This window comes from Enterobacter sp. DSM 30060 (assembly GCF_013375955.1).
GTDB lineage: Bacteria > Pseudomonadota > Gammaproteobacteria > Enterobacterales > Enterobacteriaceae > Enterobacter > Enterobacter intestinihominis.
In genome coordinates this window covers 539936-558025 of the sequence record NZ_CP056118.1, presented here as the reverse complement: position 1 = coordinate 558025, position 18090 = coordinate 539936, and the positions used below count along the sequence as shown (strand labels likewise).

General features: G+C 52.0%; 17 protein-coding genes. 8 read left to right on the top strand and 9 right to left on the bottom strand.

Going from position 1 to position 18090, the window contains the following annotated elements; translation table 11 throughout:
- Nucleotides 1–2: 2 nt before the first annotated feature.
- Complete coding sequence (locus HWQ15_RS02625) at nt 3–1241, bottom strand: MFS transporter (protein WP_176587376.1); 1239 nt, start codon at nt 1239–1241, stop codon at nt 3–5.
- A 308-nt stretch (nt 1242–1549) separates the two neighbouring features.
- Here HWQ15_RS02625 and HWQ15_RS02620 point away from each other — a divergent pair, with 308 nt between their 5' ends.
- The 5 genes from HWQ15_RS02620 to HWQ15_RS02600 all read left to right on the top strand — a co-directional run bounded on the left by HWQ15_RS02620 (nt 1550) and on the right by HWQ15_RS02600 (nt 7504).
- Nucleotides 1550–2620 (top strand): LacI family DNA-binding transcriptional regulator, encoded by a 1071-nt coding sequence (locus HWQ15_RS02620; RefSeq protein WP_063148621.1) that lies wholly within the window; start codon nt 1550–1552, stop codon nt 2618–2620.
- On the top strand, nt 2617–3588 hold the full coding sequence (locus HWQ15_RS02615) for a nuclear transport factor 2 family protein (protein ID WP_032625868.1): 972 nt from the start codon (nt 2617–2619) through the stop codon (nt 3586–3588). Before HWQ15_RS02620 ends, HWQ15_RS02615 begins: the two co-directional genes overlap by 4 nt.
- Before the next feature lie 106 nt (nt 3589–3694).
- Nucleotides 3695–4837 carry an ester cyclase gene (locus HWQ15_RS02610; protein WP_015571629.1) on the top strand — a complete coding sequence of 381 codons (1143 nt, stop codon included), beginning with the start codon at nt 3695–3697 and terminating at the stop codon, nt 4835–4837.
- On the top strand, nt 4838–6133 hold the full coding sequence (gene hisD, locus HWQ15_RS02605; RefSeq protein ID WP_063148620.1) for a histidinol dehydrogenase: 1296 nt from the start codon (nt 4838–4840) through the stop codon (nt 6131–6133).
- Nucleotides 6134–6187: 54 nt separating this feature from the next.
- Nucleotides 6188–7504 (top strand): amidase, encoded by a 1317-nt coding sequence (locus HWQ15_RS02600; protein WP_063148619.1) that lies wholly within the window; start codon nt 6188–6190, stop codon nt 7502–7504.
- A gap of 343 nt (nt 7505–7847) precedes the next feature.
- Here the strand turns inward: HWQ15_RS02600 and HWQ15_RS02595 are convergent, their stop codons facing one another.
- The 7 genes from HWQ15_RS02595 to HWQ15_RS02565 form a co-directional block, all read right to left on the bottom strand.
- Nucleotides 7848–8141, bottom strand: a complete 294-nt coding sequence (locus HWQ15_RS02595; protein ID WP_063148618.1) for a contact-dependent growth inhibition system immunity protein — start codon at nt 8139–8141, stop codon at nt 7848–7850.
- Between the two features lie 437 nt (nt 8142–8578).
- Nucleotides 8579–9460 carry an AbaSI family restriction endonuclease gene (locus tag HWQ15_RS02590; protein WP_045344984.1) on the bottom strand — a complete coding sequence of 294 codons (882 nt, stop codon included), beginning with the start codon at nt 9458–9460 and terminating at the stop codon, nt 8579–8581.
- 413 nt (nt 9461–9873) lie between these two features.
- Nucleotides 9874–12207 carry a primase-helicase zinc-binding domain-containing protein gene (locus HWQ15_RS02585; protein ID WP_155019815.1) on the bottom strand — a complete coding sequence of 778 codons (2334 nt, stop codon included), beginning with the start codon at nt 12205–12207 and terminating at the stop codon, nt 9874–9876.
- 14 nt (nt 12208–12221) lie between these two features.
- The gene (locus tag HWQ15_RS02580) at nt 12222–12542 is read right to left on the bottom strand and encodes a DUF5375 domain-containing protein (RefSeq protein ID WP_023323953.1); all 321 of its coding nucleotides are present in this window, start codon (nt 12540–12542) and stop codon (nt 12222–12224) included.
- Nucleotides 12539–12766, bottom strand: coding sequence for a hypothetical protein (locus HWQ15_RS02575; RefSeq protein ID WP_017692848.1), 228 nt, complete (start codon nt 12764–12766; stop codon nt 12539–12541). Before HWQ15_RS02575 ends, HWQ15_RS02580 begins: the two co-directional genes overlap by 4 nt.
- On the bottom strand, nt 12763–13314 hold the full coding sequence (locus HWQ15_RS02570) for a host cell division inhibitor Icd-like protein (protein ID WP_065189152.1): 552 nt from the start codon (nt 13312–13314) through the stop codon (nt 12763–12765). Before HWQ15_RS02570 ends, HWQ15_RS02575 begins: the two co-directional genes overlap by 4 nt.
- Nucleotides 13311–13577: an AlpA family transcriptional regulator gene (locus HWQ15_RS02565; protein WP_021536580.1), complete on the bottom strand. Its 267-nt coding sequence runs from the start codon at nt 13575–13577 to the stop codon at nt 13311–13313. Before HWQ15_RS02565 ends, HWQ15_RS02570 begins: the two co-directional genes overlap by 4 nt.
- A gap of 538 nt (nt 13578–14115) precedes the next feature.
- On the opposite strand from HWQ15_RS02565, the gene HWQ15_RS02560 reads away from it, so the two are divergent.
- From HWQ15_RS02560 to HWQ15_RS02550, 3 genes are read left to right on the top strand one after another with little or no spacing between them, the layout of a single operon-like run.
- Nucleotides 14116–14859 (top strand): capsid protein, encoded by a 744-nt coding sequence (locus HWQ15_RS02560; RefSeq protein WP_176587375.1) that lies wholly within the window; start codon nt 14116–14118, stop codon nt 14857–14859.
- Between the two features lie 2 nt (nt 14860–14861).
- On the top strand, nt 14862–15080 hold the full coding sequence (locus tag HWQ15_RS02555) for an ogr/Delta-like zinc finger family protein (RefSeq protein WP_032659958.1): 219 nt from the start codon (nt 14862–14864) through the stop codon (nt 15078–15080).
- 28 nt (nt 15081–15108) lie between these two features.
- Complete coding sequence (locus HWQ15_RS02550) at nt 15109–15672, top strand: phage polarity suppression protein (RefSeq protein ID WP_155019819.1); 564 nt, start codon at nt 15109–15111, stop codon at nt 15670–15672.
- 272 nt (nt 15673–15944) lie between these two features.
- Here the strand turns inward: HWQ15_RS02550 and HWQ15_RS02545 are convergent, their stop codons facing one another.
- Complete coding sequence (locus tag HWQ15_RS02545; protein ID WP_176587374.1) at nt 15945–18089, bottom strand: DEAD/DEAH box helicase; 2145 nt, start codon at nt 18087–18089, stop codon at nt 15945–15947.
- Nucleotide 18090: the final 1 nt, after the last annotated feature.

Below are 18090 nucleotides of genomic sequence, written 5' to 3'. Positions count from 1 at the left end.
GGTTATTGATCCGGCGCGGCGGCGTACGCACCGTTTTTTAATAATTGGGCTGAGGTTTGCGTTTTACGGGCATATACCCATCGAGCGGACAGCGGCGTGGCAATAGCGGCCACAACGGAAAGGGCGGCAATCAATATATAACCGGACGACAGGTTAATATGTTGCATCATTACGCCCATCATTACTGGCCCGACAAACATGCCGCAGGAATAAATGCTCTGGAATAGTCCCATTCGCGTGGATTGTTCATCAGACGAGGTATTCACTACGCTGAGCGACATGAATGCGGCAAAGGCCATACCGAACGAAAAACCTGCCAGCGCCTGCCACAGGTAAATGACGTACATATTGCTGGTAAAGGGAATGCCGAAGGTGGAGATCACCTGTAAAACGATGCCGAGCACGGCGGTTTTTACCAGCCCAAGGCGCTGATAAAACACCGAGCTGCACAGGGCGATGGCCAGCCCGTAAAACAGAAGGTGGATGTTTCCGAGCACCGCGAGGATCCCCGCCCGGGCGCCGAGCTGTTCGGCGTAGACCGGCGTCAGCGTGTCCCGGGTGGCGAAGGGCACCAGAATGACGACGGTCGCCAGGATGCCAATCAGCCAGACGGAACGGTCGGCCAGCTGCTGGCGCGCGCCGGTGATGCAGGCTTTAAGCGTGGGGGCCTGCACCGGGTCGTGCACGTCCTGAATGCGGGTCGTCAGGATCAACGCCACCAGGGCGGAGATGCAGGAGACAAAAAAGGCGATGTTATTGGCAAAATAGTGAATCAGCACCGCGCCAATACAGTTGCCGAGAAACACGCCGATGGGCCCTGCCAGCGCCAGCAGCGCGACGGCGGCAGGGGCTTCGTTGCGACCGAAGTAACGCATGAACAGGATGTTGTACAGCACCCATGTCGCCGCCGTGACGCCGTCTGCCGCTTTCGCCAGATACAGCGTAATGGCATTGGGTTCAAGCCAGGCAATTGGCCAGGCGATAATTGGCAGCAGCAGGCCAATCTGGATGAAGATCCTGCGGCTTTTAACCACGTCGGAAATAATGCCTAACGGGAAGCGTATCAGAAGGGTTGCCAGCCCGGATGCGCCCATGATGATGCCCATGATCTGTGGCTCAATGCCCTGGTTGATCATCATGGGGGCCAGGAATGCATCAATGCTATGGATGCAGATAAAGAACAGGATGCTGATGATGAAAAAGAGCCGGGCTTCCCGACGGCGTAACAGTGCTTGAAACATGGTTTTGAACCTCTTAAGAATTAATGGGTTATAACCAGTCAGGGACGACGTTTACCGGTTCAATCCTTTGGGCGACTCCTGTTCTCTCCGGTACCATTGACGGTATGAAAACTCTTTGCATACGTATTCAAGATTTGAAGTTACGAAAAGGTTTCATGTTTGTAAAGTGATCTCGATCTTGTTGTGAGAATTTTAATTTTTTGTGTTGCATACGCATGCAAAGGTGGTGTAAGTATAAAAAACACCCACTTGCTGAGGCGTTTGAAGCACGCGCAAATGGGCAGGACGTTGATAAGGAATCAGGGGTAATGAAACGTAAGACTTTTGCAGCAGTCACATCCCAACAGGTCGCTCAACTGGCGGGGGTATCGCAATCTGCGGTGTCGCGAACGTTCACGCCGGGGGCCAGCATTTCACCGGCAACGCGTGAAAAAGTGCTGAAGGCGGCGCGCGAGTTGGGCTATCGCCCGAATGCGATAGCCCGTTCGCTCAACACGGCGCGTTCGCGCATTATCGGTGTCGTCATTTCTTACTTTGATAACCCCTTTTACTCGCAGGTGCTGGAGGCGCTGGCACAAAAGCTGGATACGCTGAACTATCACCTGCTGCTGTTCGTTGGCGACCGGGACGGTAACGTTGACCGTATTTTTGACCAGATTATGCAGTACCGGGTGGATGGCATTGTGCTGGCCTCGGTGACGCTGTCGCTGGAGTTGTCCGAGGAGTGTCTTGCCGCCGGGATCCCGGTAGTGCTGTTTAACCGCAGCGAAGAGAGTGGCATGGCCTCCAGCGTCAACAGTAATAACGAAGCGGCCGCGCGGCAGATTGCCGAGTTTCTGCTGGCGGGGGAGCACAAGCGTTTTGCCTACGTGGGCGGCGTGGCTGATTCCCCGGTCAATATCGCCCGCCAGAACGGGTTCATCTCCACGCTGGAAGAACATGGCATCACCGATGTGCGGGTGGTGCACGGGAATTACGACGCTCAGCAAACCACCCGGGCGGCTTATACCCTGTTTTCGGCGTCGCCAGCGCCGGATGCGGTCTTTGTCGCCAACGATCATATGGCCGTCACGGTAATGGATGTGGCGCGCTATGAGTTTGGTTTGCGCATTCCGGAGGAGGTCTCCATTGTCGGGTATGACGACATCGGCCCTTCCGGCTGGCCCTCTTATGCGTTGACTTCGGCGTCGCAGCCGGTCGGCGCGATGGTAGATGCCACGGTGGAACTGTTAATGAAGCAAATTGACAGCGGAACCATAGAGCCTGAACAGATTACGGTGCCCGGTACGCTGGTGATACGCCATTCGGCGCGTCGCCCACGCAGCGGCGTTATCGAAACCAATGGTTTAACGCTATTCCAGTCTAAGGAGCGCACATGACCAGATTGCGGGGCTTCAGCCCTCAATTCGACTCTATCCAGCAGTTCATTTTGACGCTGACGCACGTGGTGTGGGAGCAGAAAGATATCGGCCAGCTGGCGGATTTTTACGCCACGCCGGTGGTTTTCACTACCCCCGAAAAACAGCTGCATGAGCTTTCCCAGTTTATGCGCCTGACGCTTGAGGCGATGCACAGCTTCCCGCAGCGAGCGGTGCTGACGGAGGATATTCTGTGCAGCCAGAACCCGGGGGACGAGTACTATGCGGCTCAGCGTACCGTAGCCCGCATTCAGCATCAGGGGGAGGGATTTTTTGGCCCGCCGACCGGGAAAAATGTCTGGGTCCGCACCTGGGCCGATCGCATCTGTGTTGATGGGGCCGTACGCCAGGAGTGGCTGCTTCAGGATCGTGCAGCGATTGTGGCGCAACTGGGGCTGGATATCCGCGAATTTGCCTTTAACCTGGCGACCATGCGCCAGCAGCTTGGCGTGGAGGCGGTCTCTGCCGAGACGCTGGATGCCCGCTGGGCGGGCGGGCCCGAGGGCGACGACGTAGAAGGGGCGCTGGCAGGCGTCGTTGAGCGCTACTTAACCATGTGGGCGGGCGGTAACAGTGGCGTGGTGCCCGGTCTCTATCACCCGGCGGCGACGCTTTACGCGCCGGGTCATTGCCTCTGCACCGGTGAGCAGGAAATTAGCGCACAGCTTTCTGGCTACCGCGCTTCATTTGCCGACAGCGAAACGCAGCTCCATCATCTGATTGTGCGTAAAGATCCTAACGAGCCGATTCGGCTTTCCCTGCGCTGGTCGTTATTAACCTGGCATGACGGTTACGGCAAATTTGGTGCGCCAACCCGTAAACCCATATCAATTACCGGTATCAGCCAGCTTGAATTACGTGATGGTTTAATTTTCCGTGAATATCTGGGGATCGATGAATTAGCGATCTGGTCGCAAATAGTGAATTAACAGGGGCGGCAGCTCCCTTATTCTGGCTGCCGAAAATAATCGAGTTTAATTCACCCTCACTTACGGGTGCGGGTTCTTATTGTCTGAAAACAGAGCAGGAGTTTATATGTCTTCCACCGAAGCAACAAATAAAGCACCAGCCGTACCCGAAAAAAGCAGCGTGAAATCGCTGAAAGAGGAACCTGTATTACAGGTGGAACGTCGTGATTTTGTCGATCTGGTACCGGAAAAAAGACCGCGCGTGCAATCATTACGCGGCTTTGATGACTGCTATACCGATATTGTCGATTATATAGTTCGCTGCACCCATAAAATATGGGACGAGCGCGATGTCGGCTTAATTTATTCTCACTATACCCATAACTGCGTGCTGTATAACGCGCTGGGGACACTCTATAACCGTGAACAGGTGGTACAGGATACGCTGCAACGCTTAATTGCCTTCCCGGAACGGCGCGGAATGGCAACCCAGGTTATCTGGAACGGAAATGATGTTGACGGTTTTTATACCTCTCACCTGGTGACGGGAAGCGGGCGGCATACCCAGCACAGCCATTTAGGCAAGCCGACCAACCGCACCTTCGTTACCCGTACCGTGGCAGATTGCATGATCCACGAGAATAAAATTTACCGGGAGTGGGTGGTCAGCGACAACATGTCGTTAATGAAACAGCTTGGCCTGAATACCGATCAAATCGCATTTAATATGGCAAAAGAGCAGTTCGATAAAGGCTTCCGCGTGATGGACATCGGCGAAAATGGCCGCATGCTGGGACAATATCCGCCGGAGATGGAGTGCGATGTATCCATTGCACACACCGATACGGAAGAGCAGTGTCTGCGCTGGCTGCACGAGATCTACAATCGTCGGATGTTCGGCAAAATCAAAGAGGTTTACGCCCCTAACGTGCAGTGGCATGGCCCGCTGATGAAAGAGCTGTACGGCACCGCGGCGGTAACCCATCAGACGCTGGCGCTGGTGGGGATGATCCCTGACGGCGCGTGGCTGCCGCAGCATATCTGTTCCAACCCGTGCGATGAAGGCGGCGTCAAAGTGGCGGTTCGCTGGATCATCGAAGGGCATCACCTGGGTTACGGCGAACTGGGCAAGCCGACCGGAGAACGACTGTTCGTGATGGGCATGTCGCACTACCACATCGTCAACGGCAAAATTGTTGATGAATGGGTCGTGTATGACCACCTGGCGCTGCTGGCGCAAATCAAACTCGGCCAGATGGAGGACGCGTAAATGTTAAATCAGGTGAGCTGGATTAAGCGCCCGCAGGGGCAGGATGCGCAGGCCGATCGTTCCCTGACGGAGAAGGTCAGCGCCATTATCGAGCGCGTGAAAACAGAAGGCGATACGGCGCTAAGAGCCTTTTCGCAGCAGTTTGATAACGTCGTGCCGACGCACTTTGAGGTGAGCGAGCAGGAGATCGCCGAAGCACTGCAGGGGATGAATGCCCAGACGCGCCGCGACAGCGAGTTTGCTATTAATCAGGTGCGTCGTTTTGCGCAGGCGCAGCTGGCGACCATGCAGCCGCTGGAAGTTGAGACGCTGCCTGGCGTACATCTCGGTCACCGGATCATCCCGGTGCAGACGGTGGGCTGCTACGTGCCGGGTGGGCGTTACCCGATCCTCTCTGCGCCGGTGATGTCGATTGTCCCTGCGACGGTGGCGGGCTGCGAACAGATCATCGCCTGTCTGCCGCCGGGAGCGCATCCGGCGATGATCGCGGTTTGCCATCTGGCGGGCGCGCACCGCATTTTCAGGGTAGGTGGCGCGCAGGCCATTGCGGCCATGGCCTGGGGAACGGAGAGCATTCCATCGGTGGACAAAATCGTTGGGCCAGGCAACGCCTTCGTTAACGAAGCGAAACGCCAGGTGTTTGGTCGAGTCGGCATTGATGCCCTCGCCGGGCCGAGCGAGATTTTCACTATCGCTGACGACAGCGCCGATCCGCGCATTCTGGCCGCCGATATGCTGGCGCAGGCAGAGCACGATATTCATACCCGCGTCGGGCTGGCGACAACCAGCCGGGATATCGCTGAGCGTACCCTGGCGGAGGTTGAGCGTCAGCTTGCCAGCCTGCCAACGGCCGCCACGGCGGGGGAGGCGTGGCGCCGGCAGGGTGAGATTGTGCTCTGCGAAGATGAAGCGCAGCTGATTGCGTTTGCTGACCATATGGCGACGGAGCATTTGCAGGTGCATACCCGCGATCCGCACGCGACGGCGGCGAAGATCCGCAACTATGGCTCGCTGTTTATTGGTCAGAACGCCAGCGTGGTGTTCTCTGATAAATGCTGCGGCACTAATCACACGTTACCGACGATGGCGGCGGCACGCTATACCGGCGGTCTGTGGGTTGGGGCGTACGTCAAAATCTGTACCCATCAGTGGATTGACGAGCAGGGTATCCCGGCAATCGCAGAACCGGCGATCCGCCAGAGTCGTACCGAGGGGATGCAGGGGCACCGACGGGCGGCGGAAATTCGTCTGCGTCCGCAGGACATTGATGCCATTACTACCGGCATGCGGGACTAAAACGTATCCCGGGCAGCCTTCTGCCCGGTTTTCATCACGAGGGAGCCTGAGACTATGAAGCGCCTGATACCGCCAGACGACTGCCCGGAGGAAATTGCCCGCCGTCTCGACGTCATTCAGCAGCACCGGGCGCTCAACGCGATCCTCGGGGTTAACCCTGACGCCATGTCTCAGGCGGAACAGCATCAGCAGCAGCGTCGCCGCGGGGAGCCGATCGGCCCCCTGCACGGCGTGCCGTTGATCGTCAAAGATAATATTGCCTGCGCACCGATGCCCATTACTCTTGGCTGCCGGGCGCTGGCCTCACTTAACGCGACGTCGGATGCGCTTGTTATACAGCGGTTGCGCAGGGCAGGAGCGATTATCCTCGCCAGAGCGAATATGTCCGAGTTTGCTTTTGACGTGCGCTCGCGAAGCTCGCTTGGGGGCGATGTGGCAAACCCGCTTCGCCCGTCACTCACCGCCGGAGGTTCCAGCGGAGGATGCGCCGCGGCGGTGGCGGCGGGGATGGCGGATGGCGCATTGGGTACCGATACCGGCGGCTCTATCCGCATTCCCTGTAGCTATACCGGGCTGGTGGGGCTACGGCCTGCTTTTCGCCGTTCACAGCTGGATGGCGTGGCGCCGCTCTCGCCCAGCAAAGATACCGTTGGGCCAATGGTACATAGCGTTGAAGATGCCGCCTTGCTGCATGCGGTGATCCATGGTTTGCCACCGGTTGCGCTTCCTGTGCGTTCGCTGAAAGGCGTTCGCTTTGGTGTGGTAACCGCGTTACAGGGAGAGGATGAGGTACAGCTGGAGGTCTGGCAGTCGGCGCTGCACACGTTGCGCCGTGCCGGAGCGACGCTGGTGGAGGTTTCACTCCCCTTCCTTGAAGAGGTGAGGCAGGCCACCTGCCTCAGTCTGTATGAATTTCGCGTGGCGATTGACGACTGGCTTAGCAAACAGCCTGGCGCTCCCTCCGGACTGACAAGCATTGTGGACTCCGGCGCTTTCCTGCCAGAGTTTGCGCCGTTTCTACGTCAGATGCTGGCGAGTAGCACGCTGAAAACTCCGCTCTGGCTGGCGGGGCGTCGCTTTCAGCGCCTGTTGCGGCAGAACCTTTGCCAGGTGGCGGAGGTGCAGCGCATCGACGGATTTGTGTATCCCACCGTACAACGATTACCAGAAAGTATGGCGAAGATGCCGCCAGGCTGCGCGCCGGAACTGGCCGCCATCAGCGGCCTGCCAGCTATAACGTTGCCGTGCGGCGTAAGCCGTATCGGTCTGCCGGTGGGGATGGAGATATTATCGGTGCAGGAGAATGAGACGGCGCTGATGGTGCTGGCGCTGGCGTGTGAGGGGGCGCTGGACGGGAAGGGACAGATATAAAAAGCCCGCAGAGCTTGCGCCGTGCGGGCTTTCAGCACTTCATCGGGTGATTCTGGTAATCACCGATGGAGGATTTTTGGACTGGTGGAGTCTGAATAAATTCATTAATAGGCTGTTTTTTTGTTGATAATTTATAAATTCAACTTTCACGGGTATGCCAATGGCGATTTGTTGCAGTGTTTCCTGTGGTTAAGCAAACCTGTTTTGTGAATGGATCACATCAAGAAAAAGCTTTTTTGGATTTAACTGTTCACCCTTAACTTATATTTAGAAAGAAAAAGACCGGCTGTTGCCGGTCTGAGGTCGGTTAAGCCGTTACGGGTTTGTCTTCCTGTAGCTACTTCTAAGAAAGGGCAAGTCTGCGCACAGTCATCAGGAAATCGAATGGGGTTGAATCCCACAACTCAGGTGAGAAATCAAATCCATACCGGCTTTTGAATTGCTCATCCAGCCTGTCTTCGTAAAGCTTAAGAAAACAATCGACCTCTTCGGCTAACTCTTTTAACATCCAATCTGGGGCTGTTTTTTTATAGAGTTCAATAGTGCCCTCAATAGTATCCTCTCCCTCATTTATGAGGTCATGATCCTGATTGAAATAACCCTGAATCAGCTGATCAATATGATAGAAATTTTGCATAATCCATTTGTCCTATGGGGTCGGGAATGCTGTAAGGATATAGCGACAGAGCTGGTCATCCTTGTACTCGGAGTTTGGTTCAAAAGGCATTGAGTAGTTGCCTATTGCAGAACATCTTTTGCCGATGAACAAGAGGCGTGGCAAGCGGCATATGGGCACTGGATGCAAAAATGTAAAACTGGGGTTACTGAAGTTAGCGCTGGCCAAAGTTTTGCCGAGTGGACGTAATGTGGACATGGGCAAAAAAAGGGGTTACGTTTTCACGTAACCCCTTGTTTTATTTGGTGGGCTGGCGGAGTCTGAATAAATTTTCCAACCTATTAAAAGTAAGAGATTTTTTCGTATTCAACTTTCAGTTGTGTACCTAAGCGTGTACCAATTTTCTCACTGTAGCAGTGTTGTATCTCGTATAAACAGGGAACTAAATATGCTGTTAATCATGGGGCAGCATCATTAGGAGGGTATACATTGACCGATGTACTTACACGATGAAACTCTAGTATGTTGCCAGTATGGTGACCAGGGATAGCTTCAAACACCCCAAGAAATCGGTACAGTGTCCTGTTCAACTCATCACGAGAATGTGCCATAACAATTCGTTTATCCCAGCGTTCTGTGTATCCCTCATCATCTTTTATATTCCGCTCTATGATTTTGTTACCATCATCAGTCAATTCATTTCCCCAATCTGAATTTCCATATAGTTTTGGAAACCAAACCATGCATTTTCCTGATAGACCCATTGCTTCACTTATGTGAGAAGGAATGCTCCAACCGCCAGACTGATGATGTCCTTTGTTGTAACCGAAACAGTTCAAAGCATCCCGGTGGTATCTGAAGACGGCATCTGGACCTACAGATATCCTTCCTGCCTTAAGATGTGGACGAGCTGTATATTTATTATCATAATCCCATTCTTTGAATTTTTTATCTTTAATCATTCTATTTTTACGATTGCGTATCAACTCAATAAATTCATTGATATAACGATCGAAAATTTCAAGACTTATTTCGCTGGCGGGAATTCTTTTCTCTAAAAATCCTGTAGCTTCAGTAATATCCATACGACGTTTCGCATCATCTATTTGTGATTGCTCACTGTTGTGATGCCCTTCATCAATTTCAAGATAAAGTTCCAGTTGTGGGAAAAATAAATCTGCCAAATAGATTTTTCCATTTTCTTTTCTGACACATTGCTGGCAGACAAATTCAATGTCGGGATCATTTAAAAGATGATAAATGCGAGTTACTGCATAATGTTCCCATCGTTTTTTTGAGGTTTTCGTAAGTGAACGTAGGATGTAATCAGTTTTATCCATTTATATGCCTTCCTTCTTTGTTCTTCATGTAATGTGCTTTTTCTTATGGCGATAGTGTTACCTATCGCCATAAGATGCGTTAGTATTTTTTTAATCTAACTGTTTATAGTGTTAACTTCGATGATTTTCTATTTTATATCATGTGGTTAAGCGGTGGTGAGTTGGTGAGGAGTGAAAAGTCGAATCTTCCCCTTTGTGATTTTTGCTCGTTCTGGATCTGCCCGGTCAGGCGATGTGGTGGGGGGATAAAAAGTTTTTTTAGGTTTTACTGTTCACACTGTTCACCTCTGGTTTTTTATTAATAATTTCATGATGATACAGGGTGAAGATACGGTGAAGGGTGAACAGTGGATTGTTCACCTTGTGGCAATGGCCAGAAAGGAAAAGACCGGCTGTTGCCGGTCTGAGTGAGGTTATGTTGCTACGGGTTCGTCGCATTTCGGTAGCCAGTCGCCGTAGCTTTCCTCTTTCAGCGACAGATTGGTTTGTATCCCCTGCTTAGTGTGCCGCTTCTCATAATTCAGGCCGTACTCTTTCAGCATTATGGGCAGCCCCAGCCCGAACATTTTCAGGCTGAGCACGTTTCTGTACCCGTTGGCCTCCATATAGGCCAGATACGCGTGATAGAGATACTTACGGTAATTACGCGGGACGATGCTGGCATTACCCATAAACATCCCGCTGGTCTGCGGCAGCATTTCCAGATAACCGCAAAAATCAAACGTCGGGTCAGCATCGCGCTTGATATTGAGTGCCTCGTCGGAGTTCTGCTGCAACTGGAGCAGCGCGCGCGCGGTCATCGGGTCGCTGAATTTCTGCATAAGCTGGCGCACGATAACAGCCAGCTCGCGCGCAATTTTATCCCTGAGCTGCGGGTCGCGTTCCTCCGGGGCAATCTGCTCCGGGAAATGAATAATCACCCGGCGACGTGACACGCCGCCGCTGCGGTCGGTAAAGCGCATCGGGTTGTTGTTCACGGCCAGAATTACCGCCGGAATATGTGTTGAATACGGGTTCTGGTATTTCGGGTCAACCGAGACCGCATCGCCGCCGGTGATGGCCTTCAGCCCTGCGCCGTCACCGCTCCATTTTTCCTGGTCCGGCAGACGTATCAGCGAGAAGCCAATCAGGGATGCACGCTTGCGCGGGTCTTCCAGCGTGTCGATGTCGGCCGACGTGGCGTTATCCTCTCCGGCGAGCAGGGTCGCAATTTCGGCCAGAATACTTTTGCCGCTCCCGCCGGGACCGGTGACTTCGAGAAAGAGCTGCCAGTCATAGCGGTTCGCCAGCACCATAAAAAGCGCAGCGAGTATCACGTCGCGCTTTTGTGGATTTTTACTGGCCGCCCGGTCAAGCCAGCGCCAGAAATTCGGCGCGTGGGTTTCCAGCGTTTCACCCTCAACAGGCGGGGTAAAATCCACGTCGCACAGCGTGCGCAGCCAGTACGATTTGCTGTGCGGGCTGAACAGGCCGGTTTGTGTATCGAGTACCCCGTTGCGAAAGCCAATCAGACGCCGTGCCGGTGCGGCCTGCTGCGGAATAATCAGTTTCAGGGTCTCCACCACCGAGGCAATTTTCCCGGATGAGAACGGGGCGCGCAGGCGCTGGAATAAGTCAGCCACATTCCGTGAAAAAGTGGCGGCCGGGATATTTTTCCAGATGCCGTTGTCATAGCGGGACAGGAGCTGTCCGTTCGCATCCACCGCCAGCGCTTCGCCGTAATGCTCATGCACCCGCAGAGCCTTGTCGCTGGCGCTCATGGCGGTAAACTCCGCCTCGCTCATGGTATCAAACGGGCTTTGCGCCGGTGGCCGGATGGCGTCATAAATGGCTTTCCGCGAGGCCTCTTCGCCGTGCTGCATAAACGCATCATTCCAGTCACCGAACACCGGCGGCAGGGCGACAACGCCCTCACAGGCGTCTGCGGCCGCAGCGGCTTTACTCTGACCATCGCCGCTCAGGTCACGGTCGGCGGCGAGGACAATCTGACAGGCCGGGTATTTCTGACGGACAAGGCTCGCCAGAGAAAGGAGGTTCACGGACGACAGCGCCACCATGACGGTTTCACCGGTCAGGTGATGCACGGTGAGCGCGGTTGCATAGCCCTCTGCAATCCACAGGCGTTTTCCTGCCTGTTTTTTCCCTTCGATGGTGTGGCACGCCCCTTTTACCGCCCCGCCTTTCAGGGTGCGTTTGAGACCGTCAGAACTGATAAGCTGAAGGTTAACCAGCGCGCCGGTATCGTCATACAGCGGGACAACCACATCCCCGGCGCGGAACGTCACGCCGCCGGTTTTATGCATGACCGACAGTACCGGACATTCCCGGTCGGGGAAGCCCTTGCGGGTCAGATAGGCGTTGCCACTGGCCGTGCGGGTTTTCTCCATCAGTCTGACAGCCAGCGAGACCGCCGCTTTACGGTCAGCTTCGGTTTCAGCCTCTGCTGTCGCAATCACTTCCTTGGCAACCGGCGGCAGGTTGCCGGTCACGGCGCTCACCTTTTGGGCTGCCTCTGATGGTTTTACACCGAACACCTTTTCGACCAGTTTCAGGCCATCCCCCGCGCCGCACTGATTACAGAGCCACGTCCCTCGCCCCTCTTTATCGTCAAAGCGGAAACGGTCAGAGCCGCCGCACACCGGACAGGCCTGATGCCGGTTTTTCATGACCTTCACACCCAGCGCTGGAAGAATGCGCGGCCAGTGGCCGCACGCCTGTTTTACGGTTTCCGTTACGTTCATTTTCATCGTTATTTTCTCCCTCAGTGCACAACAGGCGATTGCATGTGACGGGCGCAGAGTTCATCCATCACGGCCAGCCCGAGGAAGGACAGCGACGGCGCGGCTTTGAGTGGTCCGGCTTCCATTAAATCTTCCAGCAGTGCACAGGCAATCTGGCGGCCTTTTTCCTCGCCGTGCTGGCGCAGGTAGAAGCCCTCCAGCTCGGCGGCAATGGCGCTTTCCAGCGCGTCAAGGGTGAGGTGCGGATAGCGGTGCTGGCGTTCGCATACTGTCAGCCATGCACAGGCGACAGCGCGGCGATACAGCGCGGCGCGTAATACGGGGGGTAATGGCTTTTTCATACGTTGCCCTCCCCGGTCAGCCAGCGCTGATTGCAGCGCTCTACCACGCCGTCGAGCTGGGCGGTCATGAGGTAAATCACGGAAGTGAGCTGTGACTGCTGCGCAGGGTCACGACGAACGGTGGCGCAGTCCTGCACCTGCATCAGCTCATTGACGAGCTGGCCGACGTTGCGCATGTGCTCAAGGCATTCGAGGTCACGGGCGGTAATGGTGGTGTGTCTCATGCGCGCACCTCCGCAACCGGCAGGCGGCCAGCGAACGACAGAACGTAATCGCGAACGAGTGAAAGGCGTGCGGCGTGTTCATCACCGGCAACGGTGCGGAGCATACAGATACGGGGTTTACGGTCTGCGCGACGAACGGCGGCAAACACAAAGACAAACTGCGGGTGTGACGGGGTGAGGGTTGTAGCCATAGGGGCAACCTCCAATAAGTAGCGGTTATTGCCACCACCGGAGTTCCTACGCTCATGGGTGGTGACCCGGACGGGGGTAGGAATACCGGCCTTATTGGAAACCGGCCAGCCCGAAGGCTGCCCCGCCCGGACCACCATTATCTGACAGGGGCTAAGGTGTAAGCACCACAGCCCGAAAAATGGGTGTGCCTGAGCAACGACGTAAAAAAAGACGCATGGCGCGTCTGGTGTCGCCAATAAGTAACTCGGGTTCCTACGCCCGGCTGCCGATTTTGCGACAGCGGGAAAACTATACCTGGAAACGGCGACAGGAAGCAAGCCAGAAAAAGGGGTGGTTTGCTGAACGGTCATCATCATGCGTCACAGCCCCGGTTGCGTTCGGCAATGCGATCTGCCATCCATGCGGTGATTTCAGACTGCGCCCATGCCACGTTTTTACCGCCGAGGGAGATTTGTTTCGGGAAAGCCTCCCGGCTGATGAGGTCGTAAATAGTCGACCGCGACAGACCGCACAGATGCATCACTTCGGGCAGGCGGATAAAGCGCTCCTGAACGGCATCAGAAACCGGCATCAGTGGCGCGGCAGGGGCAGAAGACGGAGAAGAAAAAGCAGTGTGCATCGGGCTACCTCACAAAGTCCATACAGTGCCGGGCGTGTCCGTCCGGCTTCGGGTAGCTCTCTATTTTGTGAATATTTTCCTTCAGGGCAACAAGTCATTTTGCAGCGAAATGTCATATAACAAACCGTTAACAAGTGAATGGCAAACAGTGGCAATCGCTGGCAATCCTTGATAATTCTTTGGCAAATTCATGATTACTTTTACTTATGTATTTCTTTTTTTTAATCGTTAAAAAGTCTAAACAAGTGACTGGCTGAAAAAACAGGGGGTGAACAGTGGTGAACAGACGGTGAACAGTCACGCCCTCAACTGTTCACCCTTTATCTTACTGTATTACTTATATTTTTATTTAAAGTGAACAGTGGTGAATAGTTATAAGTAAAAAAACAAACGGTGAGTAAGGTTTTGCTAAGACTTTTCTCTGGCCAGCCGGGTTTTGAGTGCTGTTTGTGCCAGAACTGCCACAACTGCAATGAATCGAGATGTTGTGTGATGAAGGGCAGAATCATTTCATGTTGAATAAATGGAGAGCCTGAACATGAAACCCGAAACACTCATCACCGCCCTGCAAGATGTTGCCGCCAGGCAGTCCGCAGAGAACAGCCAGCACATCACCGACAAGCTGAGCACATTCACTGCTGCCAGAGACACGCACGCGGCCAGCATGCAGGTACTGAAAGAGATTGATACGTCCATTGTACGCTGTAAGCAGGAGCGGCAGACCGCCCTCAGTGAGAGTGCAGAAGCGGAGCAGGACTGGCGCAGCCGCTTTCGCACCCTGCGCGGCAGTCTTACCCCTGAAATGAAAGCTGAGCACAGCAGGCGTATCGCCAGCAGCGAGCTGGCCGACGAGTTCACCGGCCTGATTACGGAGCTGGAGACAGACCGGACACGCGCCATGCTGACTGCCTGCGCCACCGCCAATAAATACCTTTCAGCGCATGAAGATGCCTTTACCGCTTACGCCAGTGCGGAATGGGCTCAGGCTGTCAATGCGGTTCCCGTCGCCCTTATCCGCGCTTTCATGCTGCGCATTCGCGCCCTCGAAATGAAGGGAGAAAGCGCTCCTCAGTCCGTGGCCATCAGTGAGCTGCGCGATGCGCTGAGCCGTCAGGGCAGCCTGTATCACTTCGATATGAAGCAGGAGCCGGTGTTGTCCGTGACGGGCATGCACCGGCCGCAGATTACAGGCGTGGATACGGAGCTGTTACGCAGCCCTGCGAAGAGAATGATGCTTGCCAGAAAACTGGCTGAAAATGGCGAGACAGAAGCGGAGGGGTAAGCATGTTTCACTGTCCGTTCTGCAAAACCAGCGCGCATTCCCGCACCAGCCGGTATCTGTCCGATAACGTCAAACAGCGCTATCACCAGTGCATGAACATCGAGTGCTCGGCCACGTTCCGCACGCTTGAATCCATCGACGGGGTTATTCGTTCACCGGTGACAGAGCCGGTCATCCCGGCACCCGCACCGGCAGCCACCGTTAACCGTGCCGGTGCGTAAGCACGGCCAGTCATCAGGAGAAACATACGTGACAACACTGACACTACAGAAAGCCTTTGAGGCCTGTCAGGCAAACAAATCTGCCTGGCTGCAACGCAGGGATGAACTGACGCAGGCCGAACAGGCATACCGCGAACAGCTTGCCGGCAGCGGGCACAGCGGCCAGAGCCTGCAAACGCTGCGTGAGATTATTGACGTGAAAAAATGGGAAATTAATCAGGCTGCCGGTCGCTACATCCGCTCGCACGAGGAGGTGCAGCGCATCAGCATCCGCGACCGATTAAATGATTTTATGCAGGCGCACGGCGCGGAGCTGGCCGCCGCCCTTGCCCCTGAACTGATGAATTATTCCGGGCAACATCCCGCCATTCAGCGCTGCGCCATGCAGCACTCACTCGATTATCTGCGTGAGGCGCTACAGCTCTGGCTGTCAGCCGGTGAAAAAATTAATTATTCGGCGCAGGATAATGACATTTTAACGGCCATCGGATTCAGGCCTGACGCGGCTTCGCGCGATGATAATCGTGAAAAATTCACGCCTGCACAGAACCTGAATTACACCCGCCGCCGTGCAGAACTGGCCGTGCAGTAGCCCGCTAAAAAAATCCCCGAAAATCCCGCCATTTTTATGTATAAAAGCCATGCATGCATAAGGTGCATGGTTTTGCATGCGTTTTAACGTCACTGAAACCCCAGCCAGCGCCAGCACTGGCGCGCCCTGAGGCCGGTCATGCACCTGCATTAAAAGCGCCCCCTTAAGCGGGCAGGCGGGGCGGGGAGAGCATTGCGCGCAATTGGCTATACCTTGCGTCATTGAGAATAGAATTCATATACTCTAAATACCCGCCATAGTTACCTTTGAACTTATTGACTATACGTTACACCATCAAAGAAGTTGTTCATTATATATTCTTCAATCATGCTTGCACCGATTAACCCGGATAATCCGAAAACATAGTTTAAAGTTTTAAGGTGGTCCAGAATGGTATGTAAAGTTAGTTCTTCATTGTCTAAGTCAAGATTTAAAGCATCATCAATCTTTTTTGTAATCATGCGCGGTAGCCCATATTCTTCTAATTGATAAACAATTGGAGGGAGAAATGCGTTTGAAGTTTTATAGATAAATGGAGATATGTCTGTGTTTCTATTTGGGATTAGCTCGTTAAGCAATACATTTACATCATTCAGTAATGAAGATAATTTGAATGTAAGATTTCTTTCTAATTCAAAGAGTTCATTTATCGTAATGTTGTGTTTTGAGAGTTTTCTTAATATTTCAGGGATGGTTAATTTCCAGTTATAACTTGCAATTTTAACATAAGAAACAAATTTATTATACTCAACTCCCCATCCGGCCGGTTTTAATTTAATTATTTTATATAAAAAATAATCCCAGCTTTCAGGGTTTTCAGAATTAAGGTAAGAAATGCTTAACCAATCGCTAGGATTCATTGATATATCCACAGCAATATCTCTGATTAGAAATGGATCATTAGATTTGAATGCACCTTCTGATTGTAATCTATTGAATGTTTCAAAGCCTAATAATGATTGCATTTCTTCTTTATAAGCTATGATGGCAGAAATTTGTTCTGGAGTTAGGTCGTTTTTAAACTCCGTCTCATCAATATCGCCGACAAGTGCATTGGGTATTGTAAGATCTAATTCGTTATCTTCTTCTTTTGGTGGCGGAGACAGTAAATATATCTTGCCTACGAAGTGTTTGAACATTCTTCCGCTTCTGCCAATGATATTTTTATACATGAAGTCTTTCAGATTGCGGTTTCCATTTTTTGATTGCCATATGATTACGTTTTCTGCTGCTGTATTAACTCCCTCGACAATTGAAGAAGTTGATATTAAGTTTTTTAATCCGTTATTTTCTTCAAATAGTTTTATTTGAATTTGGCTGATTGAACGATGTAGTTGTCCATTATGAATGCCCGTTCCCTTTTCAATAATATCTGCAAGCATCCATTTTTGAGAATAATTCAATCTCAACCAATCAGAGAATTCTTTCAATAACTTAACCTCGCTTTTTTTATGATTGTTGAGAATTGCTGCTGATATTTTATTGATGTTAGAATAAGTTCCAGCGTAAATTAAAGATTTTCCTGCTGTGTTTTCAAGGATATCTAAAAGAAATGAGGGTTTTTTTTGAGGATCCTCATTTATTTGTTTTGATAGGTCATGTTTTTCTAAAAATACTGTGCTGAAATCCAATTTCAAAAATTCCATTCCTTTTGTGAAAGGATTGCTTTTCAATGTGCTAATGTTTGGAGCTAAAAAATATCGTTGCTTTGCAATTTTTGTGAACTTCATTATTGCTTTCAATAAAGCAGGTGCTCTTTCCTTGTCATGATTCTCACTTGCTTTATAAAATTCATCAATGATTAATAAGTCTAACTCATTAATTTTATCTAAGTAGCTAATTGCTCTTTCTTGTGGGAATATAAATATATTCTTTTGAGAAATGCTAACGTCAGCAGTTGTAATTATTTTATATTCAGCAGCAAATTTTTTATGCAACCTTCTTCGGGTCTCGTCTGTAAGAGATATTGTAGGGACAATAATCAGAACATTAGTCGGTTTGTTTAATGATATAAAAGCATCAATAATGAAGCTTTTCCCAAAACTTGTTGGTGCGCTTACAGCTAAGCTTTCACCATTTAATAATCTTTTTAATATTAAGGATTGCTCTCTGTGTAAAGTGATTGGAGTGTTTAAACCAACGTCAACTTTGAATAAATCATAGATTAATCGTTCATTCCAATCTGCTGTTTCAGCCTGAATGTAAGGATACAACCCTGTGCATCTGATGAGATGATTAACTAAAGGCGTATAATGGATTTTATGTTTTTTATGATAATCTAAAAGAAGGATTAAACTATTCCTGGCTTCATCCTCCTTATCTGAGTTGATAAGGTCGTTTATTTCTTTGCATTTTGAAAATACATGCGCCACATGTTCGCCATCATTGTCAGTAGCACTGGTAATCTCATTGTTCATA

What these genes read in the sequence shown, in the direction of transcription:
- HWQ15_RS02590 (WP_045344984.1), bottom strand. Translation starts at nt 9,460, where the DNA reads ATGGATAAAACTGATTACATCCTACGTTCACTTACGAAAACCTCAAAA.
- HWQ15_RS02575 (WP_017692848.1), bottom strand. Translation starts at nt 12,766, where the DNA reads ATGAGACACACCACCATTACCGCCCGTGACCTCGAATGCCTTGAGCAC.
- HWQ15_RS02560 (WP_176587375.1), top strand. Translation starts at nt 14,116, where the DNA reads ATGAAACCCGAAACACTCATCACCGCCCTGCAAGATGTTGCCGCCAGG.
- HWQ15_RS02565 (WP_021536580.1), bottom strand. Translation starts at nt 13,577, where the DNA reads ATGCACACTGCTTTTTCTTCTCCGTCTTCTGCCCCTGCCGCGCCACTG.
- HWQ15_RS02580 (WP_023323953.1), bottom strand. Translation starts at nt 12,542, where the DNA reads ATGAAAAAGCCATTACCCCCCGTATTACGCGCCGCGCTGTATCGCCGC.
- HWQ15_RS02570 (WP_065189152.1), bottom strand. Translation starts at nt 13,314, where the DNA reads ATGATGATGACCGTTCAGCAAACCACCCCTTTTTCTGGCTTGCTTCCT.
- HWQ15_RS02610 (WP_015571629.1), top strand. Translation starts at nt 3,695, where the DNA reads ATGTCTTCCACCGAAGCAACAAATAAAGCACCAGCCGTACCCGAAAAA.
- hisD (WP_063148620.1), top strand. Translation starts at nt 4,838, where the DNA reads ATGTTAAATCAGGTGAGCTGGATTAAGCGCCCGCAGGGGCAGGATGCG.
- HWQ15_RS02595 (WP_063148618.1), bottom strand. Translation starts at nt 8,141, where the DNA reads ATGCAAAATTTCTATCATATTGATCAGCTGATTCAGGGTTATTTCAAT.
- HWQ15_RS02585 (WP_155019815.1), bottom strand. Translation starts at nt 12,207, where the DNA reads ATGAAAATGAACGTAACGGAAACCGTAAAACAGGCGTGCGGCCACTGG.
- HWQ15_RS02615 (WP_032625868.1), top strand. Translation starts at nt 2,617, where the DNA reads ATGACCAGATTGCGGGGCTTCAGCCCTCAATTCGACTCTATCCAGCAG.
- HWQ15_RS02600 (WP_063148619.1), top strand. Translation starts at nt 6,188, where the DNA reads ATGAAGCGCCTGATACCGCCAGACGACTGCCCGGAGGAAATTGCCCGC.
- HWQ15_RS02620 (WP_063148621.1), top strand. Translation starts at nt 1,550, where the DNA reads ATGAAACGTAAGACTTTTGCAGCAGTCACATCCCAACAGGTCGCTCAA.
- HWQ15_RS02545 (WP_176587374.1), bottom strand. Translation starts at nt 18,089, where the DNA reads ATGAACAATGAGATTACCAGTGCTACTGACAATGATGGCGAACATGTG.
- HWQ15_RS02625 (WP_176587376.1), bottom strand. Translation starts at nt 1,241, where the DNA reads ATGTTTCAAGCACTGTTACGCCGTCGGGAAGCCCGGCTCTTTTTCATC.
- HWQ15_RS02555 (WP_032659958.1), top strand. Translation starts at nt 14,862, where the DNA reads ATGTTTCACTGTCCGTTCTGCAAAACCAGCGCGCATTCCCGCACCAGC.